The sequence below is a fragment of the Flavicella marina genome, assembly GCF_009193215.1.
In the GTDB taxonomy this organism is placed as follows: Bacteria; Bacteroidota; Bacteroidia; order Flavobacteriales; family Flavobacteriaceae; genus Flavicella; species Flavicella marina.
Window position 1 is genome coordinate 82,628 of sequence record NZ_VYVA01000002.1, and the last position, 18,835, is coordinate 101,462.

16 protein-coding genes are annotated in these 18,835 nt (G+C 33.3%); 13 read left to right on the forward strand and 3 right to left on the reverse strand.

What is annotated here, in order from left to right; translation table 11 throughout:
* Window positions 1–111: 111 nt before the first annotated feature.
* The 12 genes from F6P99_RS05120 (at window position 112) to F6P99_RS05175 (ending at window position 13,197) form a co-directional block, all read left to right on the forward strand.
* Entirely contained in the window at window positions 112–1,626 is a 1,515-nt protein-coding gene (locus F6P99_RS05120) for an SLC13 family permease (protein ID WP_152286390.1), read from the forward strand.
* 165 nt (window positions 1,627–1,791) lie between these two features.
* On the forward strand, window positions 1,792–4,356 hold the full coding sequence (locus tag F6P99_RS05125; protein ID WP_152286391.1) for a DNA gyrase/topoisomerase IV subunit A: 2,565 nt from the start codon (window positions 1,792–1,794) through the stop codon (window positions 4,354–4,356).
* 105 nt (window positions 4,357–4,461) lie between these two features.
* Window positions 4,462–5,349: a MerR family transcriptional regulator gene (locus F6P99_RS05130; protein ID WP_152286392.1), complete on the forward strand. Its 888-nt coding sequence runs from the start codon at window positions 4,462–4,464 to the stop codon at window positions 5,347–5,349.
* 42 nt (window positions 5,350–5,391) lie between these two features.
* Window positions 5,392–6,861, forward strand: a complete 1,470-nt coding sequence (locus tag F6P99_RS05135; RefSeq protein WP_152286393.1) for a phytoene desaturase family protein — start codon at window positions 5,392–5,394, stop codon at window positions 6,859–6,861.
* Complete coding sequence (locus F6P99_RS05140; protein ID WP_152286394.1) at window positions 6,858–7,697, forward strand: phytoene/squalene synthase family protein; 840 nt, start codon at window positions 6,858–6,860, stop codon at window positions 7,695–7,697. Before F6P99_RS05135 ends, F6P99_RS05140 begins: the two co-directional genes overlap by 4 nt.
* Before the next feature lie 60 nt (window positions 7,698–7,757).
* Entirely contained in the window at window positions 7,758–8,132 is a 375-nt protein-coding gene (locus tag F6P99_RS05145; protein ID WP_152286395.1) for a hypothetical protein, read from the forward strand.
* On the forward strand, window positions 8,129–8,578 hold the full coding sequence (locus F6P99_RS05150; protein ID WP_152286396.1) for a sterol desaturase family protein: 450 nt from the start codon (window positions 8,129–8,131) through the stop codon (window positions 8,576–8,578). Before F6P99_RS05145 ends, F6P99_RS05150 begins: the two co-directional genes overlap by 4 nt.
* 8 nt (window positions 8,579–8,586) lie before the next feature.
* Window positions 8,587–9,264: a lycopene cyclase domain-containing protein gene (locus tag F6P99_RS05155; RefSeq protein WP_152286397.1), complete on the forward strand. Its 678-nt coding sequence runs from the start codon at window positions 8,587–8,589 to the stop codon at window positions 9,262–9,264.
* Between the two features lie 2 nt (window positions 9,265–9,266).
* A complete protein-coding gene (locus F6P99_RS05160) occupies window positions 9,267–9,749 on the forward strand; it encodes an SRPBCC family protein (RefSeq protein WP_152286398.1) in 483 nt (160 codons plus the stop codon).
* 117 nt (window positions 9,750–9,866) lie between these two features.
* Window positions 9,867–11,207: a GH1 family beta-glucosidase gene (locus F6P99_RS05165; RefSeq protein ID WP_152286399.1), complete on the forward strand. Its 1,341-nt coding sequence runs from the start codon at window positions 9,867–9,869 to the stop codon at window positions 11,205–11,207.
* A gap of 68 nt (window positions 11,208–11,275) precedes the next feature.
* A complete protein-coding gene (locus F6P99_RS05170; RefSeq protein WP_152286400.1) occupies window positions 11,276–12,277 on the forward strand; it encodes a DUF4421 family protein in 1,002 nt (333 codons plus the stop codon).
* Window positions 12,274–13,197, forward strand: coding sequence for an alpha/beta hydrolase (locus F6P99_RS05175; protein ID WP_152286401.1), 924 nt, complete (start codon window positions 12,274–12,276; stop codon window positions 13,195–13,197). The genes F6P99_RS05170 and F6P99_RS05175 overlap by 4 nt, the downstream gene beginning before the upstream one ends.
* Here F6P99_RS05175 and nth read toward each other — a convergent pair.
* Window positions 13,183–13,854, reverse strand: coding sequence for an endonuclease III (gene nth, locus F6P99_RS05180; protein WP_152286402.1), 672 nt, complete (start codon window positions 13,852–13,854; stop codon window positions 13,183–13,185). The two genes, F6P99_RS05175 and nth, sit on opposite strands and share 15 nt — an antisense overlap.
* Before the next feature lie 119 nt (window positions 13,855–13,973).
* Here nth and bcp point away from each other — a divergent pair, with 119 nt between their 5' ends.
* A complete protein-coding gene (bcp, locus tag F6P99_RS05185) occupies window positions 13,974–14,429 on the forward strand; it encodes a thioredoxin-dependent thiol peroxidase (RefSeq protein ID WP_152286403.1) in 456 nt (151 codons plus the stop codon).
* Here bcp and F6P99_RS05190 read toward each other — a convergent pair whose 3' ends face one another.
* Together F6P99_RS05190 and F6P99_RS05195 are read right to left on the reverse strand one after the other, a co-directional pair.
* A complete protein-coding gene (locus tag F6P99_RS05190; protein WP_226913025.1) occupies window positions 14,430–16,892 on the reverse strand; it encodes a TonB-dependent receptor in 2,463 nt (820 codons plus the stop codon).
* Window positions 16,893–16,917: 25 nt separating this feature from the next.
* Window positions 16,918–18,615, reverse strand: coding sequence for a M23 family metallopeptidase (locus F6P99_RS05195; protein ID WP_152286404.1), 1,698 nt, complete (start codon window positions 18,613–18,615; stop codon window positions 16,918–16,920).
* Window positions 18,616–18,835: the final 220 nt, after the last annotated feature.

The following is an 18,835-nucleotide window of genomic DNA, read 5'->3' on the forward strand; positions in this document are numbered from 1 at the left end:
GTTGAGATGTTGTGTGTGTGTTTGCACTTGTTGTTTATCATTTGATAGTGTTTGCTGTTTTGAAATAACAACTATTGTTAATGTATTGTAAATAAGATTATTAAAAATACTATGAAGGAGAATAAAATCCGTTACAATTATTTATTTATTGGTATTTTACTATTCATAGGGATCTTAAATTTTGTCAACCTAAACAATCAACCGGAAACAGTTAGCACACTTGCTATTACTTTTTTAATTGCTTTTTGGTGGTTAACAGAGGCTTTGCCTATTGGAATGACTTCTTTATTGCCAATTGTTTTGTTCCCTGTTTTTGGAGTCTTAAACGGAAAAGAAGTTTCTGCAGCATATATCAATTATATAATTTTTTTATTTATTGGTGGTTTTACTGTAGCGTTGGCAATAGAAAAATGGGAGTTGCATAAGCGTATGGCTTTAAAGATACTTTCGATAGCAGGAAATAGTTTTTTTAGTGTATTGTTTGGTTTTATGCTTTGCTCTTCATTTTTGTCGATGTGGATTTCCAACACAGCAGCAGCGATGATGATGATTCCTATTGGAATTTCAATTACAAGTGTCTTACATCAACGCTTTGGAAAAAAAAGTATCCGAAAATTTAATTCAAATTTGTTTTTGAGTATTGCCTATGCTTGTTCGATCGGAGGAGTGGCAACGTTAGTTGGAACACCACCAAATTTATCTTTTTTAAGAATCTCAGAAGTTTTATACCCTAATATTCCAGAAATAAGTTTTGCACAATGGATGTTGGCTGCGTTGCCAGTAACCATTTGTATGTTTTTAGTGGTATTGATTTTTTTATACTTTACTGGAGTTCCTAAAAAAGAAAATAGAGTTGCTTTAGATAAAGGATATTTTAAAAAAGAGTATCATGCACTTGGAAAAACAACAACAGAACAGAAACGAGTATTTGTTGTTTTCTTATTGTTGATTTTTTTGTGGTTGTTTCGAAAGGAATTGGTTTTAGGAACTGTACGTATTCCGGGATGGAGTCATTGGTTTGACAAACCTCAGTTTATAAATGACGGTACTGTCGCAATTTTTATTGCATTTTTATTATTTGTGATTCCATCATCCGAAAAATATAAAGCCTTAGTTTCTTGGAAAATTACAAAGAAAATTCCTTGGCATGTTGTGTTTTTATTAGGAGGTGGTTTTGCTATTGCCAAAGCATTTGTTAGTTCTGGCTTGTCTGTTTATTTAGGGAGTCAGCTAAAGAGTTTGGCAGAATTTTCAGATCTAGGGATGATTGCGTCAGTGGTAGCTGGAATTACTTTTTTAACAGAAGTCACTTCCAATACGGCCACTACAGAAATAATGTTGCCCGTAATTTCCAGTGTTTCTAATACCATAAAATTAAATCCTTTGTTATTAATGTTGGGAGTAACATATGCTGCTTCAATGGCGTTTATGTTACCTGCTGCAACGGCACCCAATGCTTTGGTTTTTGGAACGGGAAAAATAAAAATGTGGGAGATGTTAAAAACGGGATTTATCCTTAATATTATAGCAATTACTGTAGTAGTTTTAATTCTTAATTTTTGGGTCGCTTACGTGTTTGGGATTGATTTTCATTCCTTTCCAGAATGGGCTCAAAGCTTAAAATAATTTTTACAAATAGTAAGATTTGTAAATGTGTTCTAATTGATTTTTAGTCGAGTAAATCAATAGGAAAATAATTTTTGAAATATAGTAGAAATAAGATAAATTTGAGCAACGAACTTCCGTGGAAAAACGAGAGCTGTTGATGTAAATGTTTTAGTAAAAATAAGGATGCAAGAAGAAAACGAAGAGCAATTTAAAGAAGAAGAGAAACAGGAAACGATTACGAAAGTGACCGGAATGTATAAAGAATGGTTCTTGGATTATGCCTCTTACGTAATTTTAGAAAGAGCTGTACCTGCTTTAGATGATGGTTTTAAACCAGTACAACGACGAATCATGCAGTCTATGAAAGATTTGGATGATGGAAGGTACAATAAAGTAGCAAATTTGGTAGGTCATGCGATGCAGTACCATCCACATGGTGATGCTTCGATAGCCGATGCTATGGTGCAATTAGGCCAGAAAGAGTTGTTGATTGATATGCAGGGGAACTGGGGGAATATTCTTACTGGGGACCGAGCGGCAGCCTCTAGATATATTGAAGCTCGTTTGTCGAAATTTGCATTAGAAGTAATATTCAATCCTAAAACGACTCATTGGCAAGCTTCGTATGATGGGCGTCGAAAAGAACCAATCCATCTTCCTGTAAAGTTTCCTTTGTTGTTAGCGCAAGGTGCCGAAGGGATTGCGGTAGGTTTGTCTACGAAAGTCCTACCACATAACTTTATTGAGTTGATAGATGCTTCTATCAAATATTTGAAAGGGAGAAGTTTCAAAATCGTTCCTGATTTTTTAACTGGAGGTATTGCAGATTTTACAAATTATAACGACGGTAAAAGAGGAGGTAAAGTACGCGTTCGAGCTCGTATTTCTCAGCTTGATAAAAAAACATTGGTAATAAATGAAATACCTTTTGGAACAACGACCTCTTCTTTAATTGATTCTATACTTAAAGCAAACGATAAAGGAAAAATAAAAATCAAACGTATTGAAGATAATACGGCAGCATCTGTTGAAATTTTGGTGCACTTACCACCAAACGTTTCTCCAGATAAGACGATTGATGCATTGTATGCTTTTACGAATTGTGAAAGTTCAATTTCACCGTTAAGTTGTATCATTGAAGATCATAAACCTTTGTTTATAGGTGTTTCTGAGCAATTAAAGCGTTCAACAGATCGAACAGTAGCTTTACTGAAACGAGAATTAGAAATTCAATTATCAGAATTAGAAGAGCAATGGCATTTCGCTTCTTTAGAGCGTATTTTTATTGAGAATAGAATTTATCGTGACATTGAAGAAGTAGAAACTTGGGAGGGTGTTATTGAGGCAATAGATTTAGGATTGAAACCTTTTACAAAACATCTAAAAAGAGCAGTAACTACAGATGATATATTGAGATTGACGGAAATTCGTATCAAAAAAATATCAAAATTTGATATTGACAAAGCGAATTTGTTGATAGAAGCTTTAGAAGAGAAAATAGAAGCGGTAAAAAATAATCTTGCCAATTTAATTGATTTCGCAATCGATTATTTCAAACATCTAAAAACAACCTACGGAAAAGGAAAAGAACGTAAAACTGAAATTAGAATTTTTGACGATATCGTTGCTTCAAAGGTAGCCCTGAGCAATACCAAGATTTATGTGAATAGGGAAGAAGGTTTTATAGGGACTTCATTACGTAAAGATGAGTTTGTGGCAGATTGTTCTGATATCGATGATATCATAGTGTTTAGAAAAAATGGAACAATGATGATTACAAAAGTTGCTTCTAAAACGTTCGTTGGAAAAGATATCATTCATTTAGCTGTGTTCAAAAAAGGAGATAAAAGAACCGTGTATAACATGATGTACCGAGATGGCAAGTCTGGACCTAGTTATATGAAGCGTTTTAATGTAACGAGTATTACGCGAGATAAAGAATACGACTTAACAGCAGGTAACAAAGGTTCTTTAGTGCACTACTTTACTGCAAATCTAAATGGAGAAGCCGAGGTAGTTACGATCAACCTTAGAGCTGTTGGAAGTATTAAAAAATTAAAATGGGATATAGATTTTTCAGACCTATTAATCAAAGGTAGGAGTTCAAAAGGAAACCTAATTACTAAATTTCCGGTCAAAAAAATTGAGTTTAAATCAGCGGGTAAATCAACCTTAAAACCTAGAAAAATATGGTTCGATGATACGGTACAGCGTTTGAATGTTGATGAAAGAGGAGAGTTGTTAGGTGAGTTCACCGCAGAAGATAAATTGTTGATTGTTACGCAGTCAGGAATTGCTAAAACAATTGCTCCCGCTTTAAATTATCATTTTGAAGACGACATGATTGTTTTGGAAAAATGGGATCCTGCAAAACCAATTTCCGCAATTTATTTTGATGGAGAAAAGGAAAAATACTTCGTCAAACGCTTTATGATTGATCATCCTGAGAGAGAAGATAAATTTATTACTGAGCATCCCAAAACACAATTAGAAATTGTAGCGACTGATTACAGACCCAATGCAGAGGTTGTTTTTTCTAAAAGAAGCTTAGATCCATTCGTGGTTGATTTTGAAAATTTTATTGCAGTTAAAGGAATTAAAGCAATTGGTAATCAATTGACTACTGATAAAATAAAGCAAGTTAATCTTTTAGATCCGAATCCATATACACCTCCAGTTTTAGATGAAATAGAGGTTGAAGAGGGTGATATATCTGATGCAGGTGATGCGCAACCAACACTTTTTTAAATATTTTTTTAGTTTTTTCAGAACTGTTTATTTTTTAGATTTCGAAAACAAGTTTTATTTTTTGTAAAATTTGTGTTAATTTTGTTTAAATAAAAGTTGTTTTAAATGAACAAAATTAAAGATTCTTTCCTGATTCAAGACTTGGAAATTCTTAGCGGTATAAAAGCACACACAATACGTATTTGGGAAAAAAGATACGGCTTGTTGAATCCAACACGTCTCAATCGTAATATCAGAAAATATTCGCTGGAAGATTTGCAAAAGTTGCTAAATGTGAGTGTTTTGTATAGTAATGGATATAAAATATCTAAGCTTTCTAAACTGACAGATGAAGCTCTCTATGAAGAAGCTCGAAATATAGGAGGAAGTACAATCGAAATGAATTTTTATGTAAATGAATTGATTGTGGCGATGTATGCCTTTGATTCTATTTATTTCGATAAAGTATACAGTGAATTGAAAGAGAAAATGAATTTTCAAGAGATTTTCGTTGAAGTATTTGTTTCTCTCTTAAAGTATATAGGGTTACTGTGGCAAACGGATGCTATCTTACCATCACACGAGCATTTTGTTTCCAACTTGATTTATCAAAAAATTGTGTTACAGTCGGCTCAGTTGACAAATAGTGATCCAATAGACGATAAAGTATATGTATTGTTTTTGCCATGGGGAGAAATGCATGGTATCGGTTTACTGTTTTTAGATTTTGTTTTGAAGTCTAAAGGTTTTAAAACCATCTATTTGGGTGGTGGAGTTCCGTTTCCGGATTTGGAATTAATCAATTCTAAATTTGAGTCTATTCACTGGATTTGTTCATTTGTTATAGATAAAACCCAGGAAGAAAAAGATGAGTTTATTTCTCAATTTGCTGAAATTCTTAAAGATACTTCGAATGAAGTTACTTTTGTAGGGCGGGTTTGGGAGAATACAACACATACAAATAAAGCATTTAGTTTTTATCCTTCTTTAGATCAATTGCCTTTTTTTAAGTAAAAAATTTTTATTTGTTTAATAAGTTTTTATATTTGTTAAACAATGAAGAAAAAAATTATAATATTAGGTTCGGGATTTTCATCGTTAGCGGCATCTTGTTATTTGTCAAATGCTGGATACGATGTTACTGTTTTTGAGAAAAATGGTCAAATTGGCGGTCGGGCTCGACAGTTTAAAAAAGATGGCTTTTTGTTTGATATGGGACCAACATGGTACTGGATGCCTGATGTCTTTGAGCGATTTTTTGGCGATTTTAATAAACATCCACAAGATTATTATGTTTTAGAAAAATTAAACCCAGCATATCAAGTATACTTTGGAGTAGGAGATAAGGTTGAAATTTCCTCTAGATTAGATGAGATTTGTGAACTTTTTGAGAAAGAAGAAAAAGGGAGTTCTCTGTATTTAAAAGAATTTTTAAAACTAGCTGAAGATAATTACAATGTTGCTGTGAAGGATTTGGTATACCGACCTGGTGTATCTCCGTTAGAGTTGATAAGTCCGAAAACAGTTACAAAGCTGAATCAATTGTTTTTTAATATTCGTAAGCTAATTAAAAACAAGTTTAACAATCCAAGACTTATCAAAATTCTTGAATTTCCAGTTTTGTTTCTCGGTGCCAAACCAAGCAATACTCCAGCAATGTATAATTTTATGAATTGGGCCGATTTCGGTTTGGGTACTTGGCATCCTAAAGGTGGAATGTTTGAAGTAGCGAATGGAATGAAAGAACTTGCTGCTTCACTTGGTGTAACGTTTGTTTTGAATTCTCCAGTTGAAAAAATTGTTGTAAATGACAACGCTGTAGCAGAAGGGATCCTTGTGAAAGGTGAATTTATTGCTGCAGATATCATTCTAAGTGGTGCTGATTATCATCATACAGAAAAATTATTAGATAGCATTTACAGACAATATTCAGAAAAGTATTGGGACAAAAAAACTTTTGCTCCTTCTTCTTTGTTGTTTTATGTCGGATTTGACAAGAAAATTGAAAATGTTGCGCATCATACATTATTTTTTGATGAGGAGTTTGATTCACATGCAGAATATATATACGATACACCTGCTTGGCCAGAAGATCCATTGTTTTATGCAAGTTTCCCGAGTATAACAGACCAAGCCTTTGCGCCAATAGGTAGTGAGGCAGCTACGTTTTTGATTCCTATTGCCGCTGGTTTAGAAGATACACAAGAATATAGAGATAAGTATTTTGATATAATTATTGATAGGCTAGAGAAGTTAACAGATCAAAAATTGCGTGATTCTGTACTCTTTGTTGAGTCTTATTGTGTGAATGATTTTATAAAAGATTATAACTCATACAAAGGAAATGCCTATGGTTTAGCCAATACGTTAACACAAACGGCCTTTTTAAGACCAAAAATTAAAAGTGGTAAAGTAAAAAATTTGTATTTTACAGGTCAGTTGACAGTTCCAGGTCCCGGTGTACCTCCGGCATTGATTTCTGGAAAGATTGCTGCTGAGCTCATCCAAAAAAACGAAAAGTTATGAAAGAATTGTTCGACAGGGTATCAGAGAAGACATCGATAGTAATCACAAAAAAATACAGTACTTCTTTTTCTATAGCAGTACGACTTTTAGCACCGAGTATTCGACAAGCAGTGTATAATGTTTATGGTTTCGTTCGCGTAGCTGATGAAATTGTAGATAGTTTTGAAGGGTATCAACAAGAAGAATTGCTCAACAGATTCGAAGATGAATATTATTACGCAGAGAAACAGGGAATCAGCTCTAATCCAGTGATAAATGCTTTTGAAAATACTGTAAGAGCATACGAGATAGATAGAGATTTGGTAAAAGCTTTTTTGAAAAGTATGCGGGCCGATTTAAGTAAGCAGGTGTATCATACAAATGAAGAAATAAAAGAATATATCTATGGTTCTGCGGATGTGGTTGGTTTGATGTGTTTGAAAATATTTGTTCAAGGCAATCAAGAAAAGTATGAATCACTTATCGAACCAGCAATGAAATTGGGTTCTGCTTTTCAAAAAGTTAATTTTTTACGTGATTTTAAGGCAGACTACGATGGTTTGAGTAGAACCTATTTTCCGAATGTAGATCCTGATCATTTGACGAATGAAGATAAAAAGAAAATTATTGAAGATATTGAAGCTGAATTTTTAGCAGCAAAAGAAGGGATAAAAGAATTGCCTAAAGAGGCAAAGTTAGGTGTATACGTCGCTTATAAATATTACCTAAGGCTGTTAAAAAAAATCGATGATACTCCTGCTCCAGCGTTGTTCGAAAGTAGAATCAGAGTTTCAAATTCTTTAAAGACCTATTTGCTATTTAAATCATATGTGCGTTATCAGTTTAATATCGTTTGATTTTATATGAAACTTTTTTTGTTACTTTTATTTCATATTTCATTTCCAAAAGACTCAGTAATGATTGAATTTCATAAATTACAATCAGAAAAAGATGAGTTGTCTTTTTTGAAGAAATATCAGAACGAAACTACACCTGAAATTTTGGGTTATGTTTTTGCAGTTGAAATGAAGCAAGCAGAATATACTGCCAATCCATTTAAGAAATTGAAGATATTTAATACAACAAAAAAGAAATTAAATACTCTGATAGAGAATAACCCTTCATGTGTAGATTTGCGTTACCTTCGTTTGTTGTTGCAAGAAAGAACCCCTAAAATTCTAGGGTATGACGACAACATTGAAGCAGATAAAATTTTTTTGAAAAATGAAATCGATGGCCAAAAAGTTTCTGTCGAGTTAACAAAATATATATTAAAGAATACCTCGCTATGATATACCTCCTTTATTTTCTTATTACCCTGATTACTTTTTTATTAATGGAAGTTGCGACCTGGCTGACTCATAAGTACGTAATGCATGGTTTTTTATGGGTTTTACATGAAGATCATCATCAACCAAAGTATCAAAATGTCTTTGAAAAAAATGATGCGTTTTTTGTTATTGGTGCTATACCAAGTATAACGCTTTTTTATTTTGGAGTGCACCCAGAATTTAATTACAAGTTTTTTATCGGGTTGGGAGTATTGTTTTATGGAATTGCATACTTTTTAGTGCATGATGTTATAATTCACCAACGATTTAAATGGTTTTCACGAACTAAAAATAAATATTTGGTTGGTTTAAGAAAAGCGCATAAGGTGCATCACAAACATTTAGGGAAAGAAGATGGTGAATGTTTTGGCATGTTAAATGTACCTGCTAAATATTTTAATATATAAAGTTATATATGCCCTTATACCTGTTTTTATTAATCGGTTCGGTTGTGGTACCAGCCTTGTTCTCTATTTTTTTTATTGATTTTATAAAAAAGTGGAAGGCATTTACTGTTTCTACTTTGGTTGTGGCAGTTGTTTTTCTGATCTGGGATGCTGTTTTTACGAAGCATGGAGTTTGGGGGTTTAATCTAGTTTATTGTTTAGGAATTGATATTGTAAAAATGCCTATTGAAGAATGGTTATTTTTTGTAATTATTCCGTTTTGTAGCTTGTTTACACATTTTGCTTTTTTTTACAAATTTCCGAAGGTTAAATTGAAAAAAGATACGGCTATTGTATTCACATTGTTGTTGATGATTGTTTGTTTTGTGTTGATGCTAACAAATTATAGAAGGGCTTATACATTCGTGAATTATTCTTTTTTATTGATTACTCTTGCTTTGGGCTTACTGTATGCAAAACCATTATTGCAAAGATTTTACATTTCGTTTTTAATCATTTGTATTCCATTTTTTCTTGTGAATGGTGCGCTTACAGGGATGTTTACGGAACATCCTGTTGTTTGGTATGACGATTTAGAGAATTTGGGAGTCAGAATAATAACAATTCCAGTAGAAGACATAGGGTATGCTTTTACCATGCTGTTTGGGAATCTTATGGTGTTTGATAGAATAAAAAACAGAATATAATTATGGCTATTTCATTTGCATCACATTCAAACGTTTTTACTTTAAAATCTCGACAAAAAATACAAGTATCCGTCGAAAAAGCATGGGAGTTTTTTAGTTCACCAGAAAATTTAGCAAAAATCACACCCTCTGAAATGGATTTCCATATCACTTCAGGTGTGCCTGAAAAAGCCTATCCAGGTCAATTGATTACTTATAAAGTTAATGTTGTAAAAGGAGTCCGGTTGAATTGGGTAACCGAGATAACTCAGGTGAAAGAAAATGAATTTTTTATTGACGAGCAGCGTTTTGGACCTTATAAAATGTGGCATCATGAACATTTTTTTGAGAGTATTGACGAAAATTCTTGTTGGATATCAGATAAAGTCACTTACAAGCTACCTCTTGGTTTATTGGGGAAACTAGCACATGTTTTATTTGTGGAAAATCAATTGCGAGGTATATTTGAATACCGAACAAAACAAATCAACACTTTTTTTCATTGAGAATCATTTTACTTTGGGCTTACAATTTGTTAACCGCAGGGTAATTTGTTTGCGCAGTGTTTAAAATAATTTTGTTGCTTCTAAATTGACGATTACTTCAAAAGTCAATTCTAAGCTATGGCAAAAAAAAAGATTAAAAAAGCTGAATTTCCTGAAGATTTCATTTGGGGTGTTGCAGCAGCTGCATATCAAAATGAAGGTGCTTTTGATAGTGATGGCAAAGGACCCTCTATTTGGGATACTTTTACAAATAAGAGAAATTTTCAAGAAGGTAATGCGAATGTTAGCACCGATTTTTATCATAAATATGAAGAGGATATTTTGAGAATAAAAGAAATGAATTTGGATTCTTTTCGTTTTTCTCTTTCCTGGTCACGAATATTCCCGAATGGTGTAGGTAAACCGAACCCTGAAGGAGTAGCTTTTTATCATAAAGTAATTGACTTTTGTTTGTTGCATAAAATAACCCCTTGGGTAACCCTGTACCATTGGGATTTACCTCAAGCGTTGGAAGATAAAGGAGGTTGGACATGTCGCTCTATCTTAGATTGGTTTTCTTATTATACAGATTTTTGCACGAAGGAATTTGGGGAAAAGGTAAGCAATTGGATGGTGTTAAATGAACCAATGAGTTTTGTTGGTTTGGGGTATTTTTTAGGAGAACATGCTCCAGGAAAAAAAGGAATGAAAAACTTTTTAGCAGCAGCGCATCATGCAGTGTTATGTCAGGCAATAGGAGGTAGAATAGTTCGTGAAAATGTCTTAGGTGCATATATTGGCACTACGTTTTCTTGCTCGTATGTTGCTCCAAAAAACTTGTCATATCGAAATATTCGTGCAGCCAAACGCATTGATGCATTGTTGAATCGTTTTTTTTTAGAACCCTTGTTGGGCTTGGGTTATCCTTTTGATGCGTTTAAAGGATTGAAAAAAATAAAAAAACATTTCAAACCAGGAGATGAAAAGTTAATGCAGTTTGAGTTTGATTTTATTGGAATTCAGTATTATTTCAAAGTGGTTGCTGAATATAGTTTATTTCCTCCAATACTTTTCGCAAAAGAAGTACCAGCATCGAAAAGAAATGTGAAGATGAATAGCATGGGAATGGAAATATACCATAAAGGTTTGTATAAAATTTTGAAGAAGTTTAATAAATACAAGAAGTTACCAGCTCTTTTAATTACAGAAGTAGGGGTTTGTTTAAACGATGAATTGATCGATGGTGAAGTGCAAGATGTAAAACGTATCAAATATCTTAAAAAATCATTGTTACAAATTCGTAAAGCATTAAAGAAAGGTATCGATGTTCAAGGAGTGTTTTTTTGGACTTTAGTCGATAATTTCGAATGGGCAGAAGGTTATAAACCAAGATTTGGTCTTTTACATAATGATTTACAAACTCAAAAAAGAACGTTAAAAAAATCCGCCTATTGGTTACAGTCATTTTTGAAAAAATAAGAAGTAATTCGTTTGAATTACCATTGTGAATTTCATTCGTAAGATTGAAAAAAGTGTTATTTTCGTGTATGCAAAAATGGCTACTATATTTGGTAATTTGTATTGGTAATCTATCTGTGATTACAGCTCAAGAAGATTCAAAATTTATCGATTTATCGAAGACGACTAAGTTTATTGACACGTTGTTAATTGATAGAGACTTGAACAATTGGTCTGTGCGTGCATTGTCGAGTTATAAACAACAGCGTTTTACGATAAATACAGGTAATAATAAGTACAGGTATACTCCGAATAACCCATATGGAATTGGGGGAGGCGTAGGTACTAAAAAGGTTATTTTAGACTTTACATTTAATCTAAAAGCATCAGAAGAAAATCCAACGGAACGTTATGATATTTTGTGGTCTTTTTTTAAGAAAAATCATTTATTTGATTTTTATTTTCAACATTATAGAGGGTTTGTCGTAGATAACAATCGAACAGGAGAAACATCTTTCAGAGAAGACATCAGGTCTTTATCTACTGGAGTAAGATATATGTATATGTTCCATGAGGCGGATTATTCCATTGCGTCTATGAAAACAGGGTTGGTAAATGCTAACAAATCGACTTTTTCGATAGGTCTAGGTGGTTTTCTGCTATACAATAGTCAGAGTGCAAATGAATCGATTATACCACAGCCAAATACGCTTAGCTTTACCGAAGACCAATTGATTGAGAAGTTTGATGGTACTGCAGTTGGTGTTACATTAGGTTTTTCATCTTTGATAGTATTGCCAAATAATTTTTTCTTATCATTAAATGCTGCACCAGGGATTGGTTTGATGGGGAAAAAAGTAGGTACGGATACAGGAGAGTATCAACCCGAGAATCCTGTGGTACATCAATTAGGCCTTTCAGCACTTGTAGGTTATAACGCCAAACAGTACTATATAAATCTTTCGGTTTCAAATGGATATTATGCGACAGATTTTAATTTTGGTGACGAGGTAATCTTTGGTTATATAAATGCTAAATTAGCTTTCGGATATAAATTGAAAGGAAAAATTAAAAGAAATTGGAAGAAATGAGTTTCAACGTAAAATTTGCATCAACACTTATTGTATTTATGATAGTAACAACAGCAGGAGTTTGTCAGAGTGCTATAATTCCTTTGTGGAATGATGAGATTCCAAATAGCAAGAAATCCAAAGGAAAAGAAACTTATCCAGAAAAGACAATTTTATGGATTGAAAATGTTCAAGTACCAACATTAGAAGTTTTTCAACCAGCTGAAAGGCAGCGTACAGAAAAAGCAATAGTTATATGCCCAGGAGGTGGTTATCATGGCTTAGCTTATGATTGGGAAGGCACAGATATGGCAAAATGGTACAATACGAAAGGAATTACTGCTTTTGTCTTAAAATACAGGTTGCCTATTTCGTCTTCTGTTGTAGTATCGCATGAAGCACCATTGCAAGATGCTCAAAGAGCGATTCGGTATGTACGTCTAAATGCTAAGAAATATGGAGTTGATAAGAATTCTATTGGAATTATGGGATCATCAGCCGGGGGGCATTTAGCCAGCACTTTAGGTAGCCAGTATGATAAGAAAAATAATTTCAAAGAAACGGAGATAGATACAGTGTCTGCTCGACCCGATTTTATGGTTTTGTTGTATCCAGTAATTACGATGAAAGAAGCTTATACACATATGGGCTCGCGCAAAGCTTTGATTGGTGAAAAACCGAATGAAGAATTGGTTGAAATGTTTTCAAATGAGTTGCAAGTAACAGACAAAACTCCTCCAACATTTATCGTTCATGCGCAAGATGATAAGGCTGTACCTGTTGAAAATAGTTTGCAATTTTATAAAAGTTTGAAAGAGCACAATGTTCCTACAGAAATGCATTTATACCCTAATGGTGGACATGGGTTCTCCCTAGCAATAGGGCGCGGACATCTACAAACATGGACAATCCGTTTGGGTGAATGGTTAGATGAACTTTAGGTTATTTTTTTTGGCATGATATGCATCCAAAACAGATTTTCGTCCTATTGTTTTGGTAATTATATCATTATCTAAGTTCCAACCTCTTGCCGGACAATATTCTCTACCATAAAAAATTATTTGTAGATGTAATTTGTTCCATGTTTCTTTTGGGAATAATCTTTTTGCGTCTTTTTCTGTCTGTGCTACACTTTTTCCATTCGATAAATTCCAACGATACATCAATCTATGTATATGGGTATCTACAGCAAAAGCAGGAATGTCAAAAGCTTGACTCATAACAACACTTGCAGTTTTGTGTCCTACAGCAGGTAGTTCTTCCAAATCATCAAAATTAGCGGGTACTTTACCATCGTGTTTTTCGATCAATATTTTAGACAAACCAAAAATTCCTTTTGATTTCATCGGTGATAAACCTAAGGGCTTGATAATAGCTCTAATTTCTTCGACAGACATTTTTATCATGTCATATGGATTGTCTGCTTTTTCAAAAAGAATGGGAGTGATTGTGTTGACACGAGCATCCGTAGATTGTGCAGATAGAAGCACTGCAACTAATAGAGTATAGGGGTCTTTATGGTCTAACGGTACCGGTGTTTCTGGATATAACTCTTCGAGTTTGTCAATTACAAATTGAACTTTTTCTTGTTTGTTCATTATTGAAAATTTTAAGAATTAAAAGTACAAAAGATTCTAAGAGAAGAAATAGTTTTTTGCGATAATTATAGGAATTGTGTGGGATACTTTTTAATTTCGAAACTCAAAAAATTAGATATATGACAACATTAAAAATAGGAGATAAAGCACCGAGTTTTTCTGCTTTAGATAATAAAGGGAATACCATCAGCTTAGAAGATTATAGAGGAAAAAAACTAGTTTTGTTTTTCTACCCAAAAGCGAGTACCCCTGGATGTACTGCTGAGGCTTGTAATTTGAGAGATAACTATCAAATGTTCTTATCTAAAGGATATGCTATTTTGGGAGTAAGTGCTGATTCAGCGAAAAGACAACAGAACTGGATCGACAAAAATGAGCTACCTTTTCCTTTGTTAGCTGATGAAGATAAAAATGTAATCGAAGCTTTTGGTGTATGGGGACCGAAAAAATTTATGGGACGCGAGTATGATGGAATTCATAGAACAACTTTTGTAATTGATGAAAACGGAATCATCGAAGATGTAATTTCAAAAGTGAAGACAAAAGCTCATACTGAACAAATTATTCCAGAATAATTAGAATTTCATGGCCAGTCGAGCATTGATAACTCTGCTGGTCATATAATTTGGAATTCCATAAGCTTGTTTGGTGTACACATCTCGCACCCAGGTATTCGTGTTTGAGTTTTGGATATCAAATACATTAAATATTTCTACACCTACGTTCAAATCTTTAAATTTACTTAGGAAGCCAGTTTTGTATGTTTTCTTTTGATCAACGATGATATAAGAAAAACCAATATCTGCTCTTTTGTAGGCAGGTAACCTGTTTTGGTATTCATAAGGATTACTATACGCAGGTGCACCTCCAGGCAAACCAGAATTGTAAACCATGTTTAAGTATACCTTTAAATCAGGTAACGATGGGATATAGTCTTGAAATAAGATACCTAATTTAAATCGTTGATCTGTCGGTCTTGCAATATCCCCTTGACCATCAATATTTTCTTTAGTGCTTAGGAATCCTAAACTAATCCAACTTTCATTCCCAGGTACAAATTCACCATTTAGACGTAAATCAAATCCAGAAGCGCTAGCCGTTGTAACATTATCCGCTCTGTATCGAATACGCACATTATCTACAGTATAAGCATTTACGTCACTAAGGCGTTTGGTGTAAATTTCAGAAGTTAATTTAAAGGGTCTATTCCACATTAAGAAGCTGTATTCATTTCCAAGAACAAAGTGAATAGACTGTTGTGCTTTGACATCAGGCACAATTTCTCCTTGATAATTTTTAAGCTCTTTATACATAGGAGGTTGATGGTACCATCCACCAGAAACACGGAAGAGCATATCTTTTTCCCAATTTGGTTTTATTGAGAACTGACCTCTTGGACTAATCGTATATTGTGTTTCAGAAGTAAAATTATTAGAAGTTACATTCCAAAACTGCGATCGTACACCAAGATTATACCAAACCTGATGTTCGTTTAATTCAGACTGTTTACTCCATTGGGCATAGGCAAACATACGATTGATAGTAACATCGTTAAAACCACTTACTCCGATATAAGGTTCAATAGGACCAGTGTAAGGTGTTGCAGGTTGTTGATTTGGTGTAAGGTGTGTGGGAGGGCGTAGGGAAAAACCTGTAGAATCTACGACTTGCCATTCATTGATGCTTTCCCTTATGTTTTCTTTCTGAAGTTTTATTCCTAGTTCATAAAAATTTTCATCTTCTCGAGTCGATATTTTTAATTGAATGTTTTGAATTAGTGCATCTAGTTCGTTTCTAGAGTGATTTATTTGTCCACCAATACCTTGGCTATATTGTGTGTCACCGAACGTTGGTGAGTTTTGGTCGTTGTCAATTTCATTCAACGAATAAGCTCCAATAATATCAAAAAACTCTTCTTCTTGAGTATTGTATATAGAAGTGGTAAGTGTAAGTTTTAAATCGTCAGAATGTAGGTATGTTGCATTGATAGCACCAAAATAGGTTTTAAAGCTATCGTTTTCGTTACCTTGATATACCACCACCAATTCTTGTGGATTTGAAATGGTTCCGAAGGTAGTTCTTCTAGTAAGAGGTGTATAGTTATATTCGTTTACTGATATGTTTCCTAAGAAATCTAATGAGAATTTTTTGTTGAATTTATAGGATAAAAACGTTTGAGCATCTGCAAATAATGGTCTAAAATTGGTTTCAGTGTCTTTTGAGTTTACAAATAAAGAATTGTCTCTGTACCTAACACTAGTTATTGTAGATAATTTTTGTTTCGCAAACAGGCCTTCAAAAGTGGCACTACCTCCCATCAAACTCATTTCAACAGTAGTTGCAGTTTTTTTTGGTTTTCTGTAGGTAATGTCAAGAACAGAAGAAAGTCGATCACCATACTTTGCTTGAAATCCTCCAGCAGAGAAATTGATGTTTTGAATCATATCTGTGTTGATAAAACTCAAACCTTCTTGTTGACCAGAACGGACCAAAAATGGACGGTAAATTTCTATGCCATTTACATAGACAAGGTTTTCATCAAAATTTCCTCCACGAACATTGTATTGTGTACTCAATTCGTTGTTGCTATTGACACCTGCAAAGGTCATTAGCAAGTTCTCTACTCCTGGATTGGCGCCTGGTAGTTTCTTAACATCTGATTTTTTAACAGTCGTAAATCCTTGTACTGCTTTTCTTTTATCTTGAATAGTTACCTCGTTGATTTCTTCCGTTTTTAGAGTCATTAACGGTGAATATCTAAATGTTTTCCTTTTGGGTACTTTTACCAACTTATACAAAGTGTTGTATGAAACATGACTAAATTCAAGAACAATTTCTTCCTTTGCGGGTATGGTAATTGTATATTCTCCTTTTGCATTTGTAGAAGTACCAGATGTAGCGTTTTCAAAAGTAATATTTACTCCTTCAATAGGTTTTCTATCTGTATTTCGTATGTAACCTTTTACAGTAGCAGTTTGTGCATATAGACCGCAGGTTGTAAAAAATAAGAGTATTATATTTGTGAATTTTTTTCTCAAAAAAATAGGTTCAATCAGGTTTGGTTTATTTTAGATGAAATAAAGATGTAAATGTACAAGTATTTCCAACATTATCCATAGCGATTAAGCTAAAAGTATGTTTCCCTTTTTCTAAAGTAATGTCGTTAAAATCAAAAGTCAAGGTGTTGTTTTTTACATTTAGTTCAAGACGGACCCATTTTCCATCAATTTCACCACGGTATTCTTTTAACCCAGACAAAGCATCTTTTACTCGTATTGTAATAAATCGGTACTTAGAAAGATTTTGATTTTCATAGAAGCTACATTTGTCAATTACTGGAGGATCGGTATCTCTATGTAGTTTAAAGTCACCAAGACTTCGAGTTGTTGTTTTAAAAATACTATCATTTTTTACAGTACTGTAATAATTGAAGTATTTGTTTTTTTGTACTTGTGCAATATATAGTTGTTTTTTCTCACTTTCAGAATAATTTGAAACATCAAAAGATAGTTCATAGCTTATATGTAAAGGAATATTAGGCTTATGAATGCTTAAGACACTGTCTTTGTATTTAATGTCGAGGTATGTGTTATTGTAAAATGTATTTTTTTTGAATTTTATTTTTGCATGCTGCAGGCGAAAACTATTCTCTACACCTTTTCTAATGTAATAAGGAGTAACTGTCTCTTTTTTTAGCGCAATCGGAGCTTTCTTTTTTCCTGAAATATTCATGTTTAACTGAGAGCTATTCCCAACAAAATCTGTGGCTTTTATGGTTACCTCGTATTTTTCACCATCTTTTACGGTGATATACCCGTTTTCTTCAGTTCTTTTATATGTACTTAATTTACTCATTGGATGCACAAACGTTTTTTGGTACTTTCTTTTATGTTCTGCATAGAATGGGTAATCGATTAAAAGATTTATGTATTTAGATTCGTGAAAAGAAAAGGTTTCAACTTTGTGTTCAAATGTTTTTTTTTCATTCACAAAAAGTTCCAATTTATAGATCCCGTTTTTGTTAAGCGCCCCGTCTTGTTGGTCATAGGTGTTTATTGAGAAACCTATTTTTCCATACGCATTTATCATTTCAGTTTTGTAAACACCTGAACCTATTTGTTTGAATGGTACAGGGATCTCGATATTGCTCAAATTTACATGAGAACTGTCGTTAAATGTATAGGCACGAAGATGGTTAATTACTGGTTTTTTAGAGTCAGAAGGAATCAAACCAAAATGCATCGGATTGATGGTTTTTTCTGTTCGAGTATCTCGTATTTCGAAATGTAAATGCGGAGCTATAAAACCACCGGTACTCCCTGAAAATGCAACTATTTCATCTTTAATAACTTTTAGTTCGTCTTTTTTAGGAAACAACTGAATCTCCTCTTTTTCGTATTTGTATTGTTTTTTCAGGATGTAGTCTTCAATCTCTTTGTTGAATTTTTTAAGATGAGCATACACCGTGGTATAACCATTCGGATGTGTAATATATAAGGCTTTACCATATCCCCAATTAGAAATCTTAATTCGTGATACATATCCTTCTGCAGCTGTATGTACTTTTAACCCCTCTTTTTGTTGCGTTTTTAAATCCATACCCGAATGGAAATGTGCTGTTCTCAACTCTCCAAATGTACCCGCTAAGATCATAGGAATTTCTAGAGGGTTTCTAAAATAATCTTGCGGATATTTAGTTTGTGAATTGGCATCGGTAAATATATAGACGGCACATATGAAGGCTAGTAATGTTTTTTTCAAAAGAGTAATAATTTTAAAGCTAAAATACCATTAATTCAGAAAAAAGTATCCATCAAATAATCAAATTTTTCTCTAAATAACAACGACATAATATAGCAGTTCATTGTGTCTATTTGAACTTGTTTCTGAACGAGTTAACTCATTGTATTAAAAAAATATGGTAAAAGCCATATAAAATGTTGTATTTTAACTTTGGAATGTTAACTTTGTAGAGATAGTT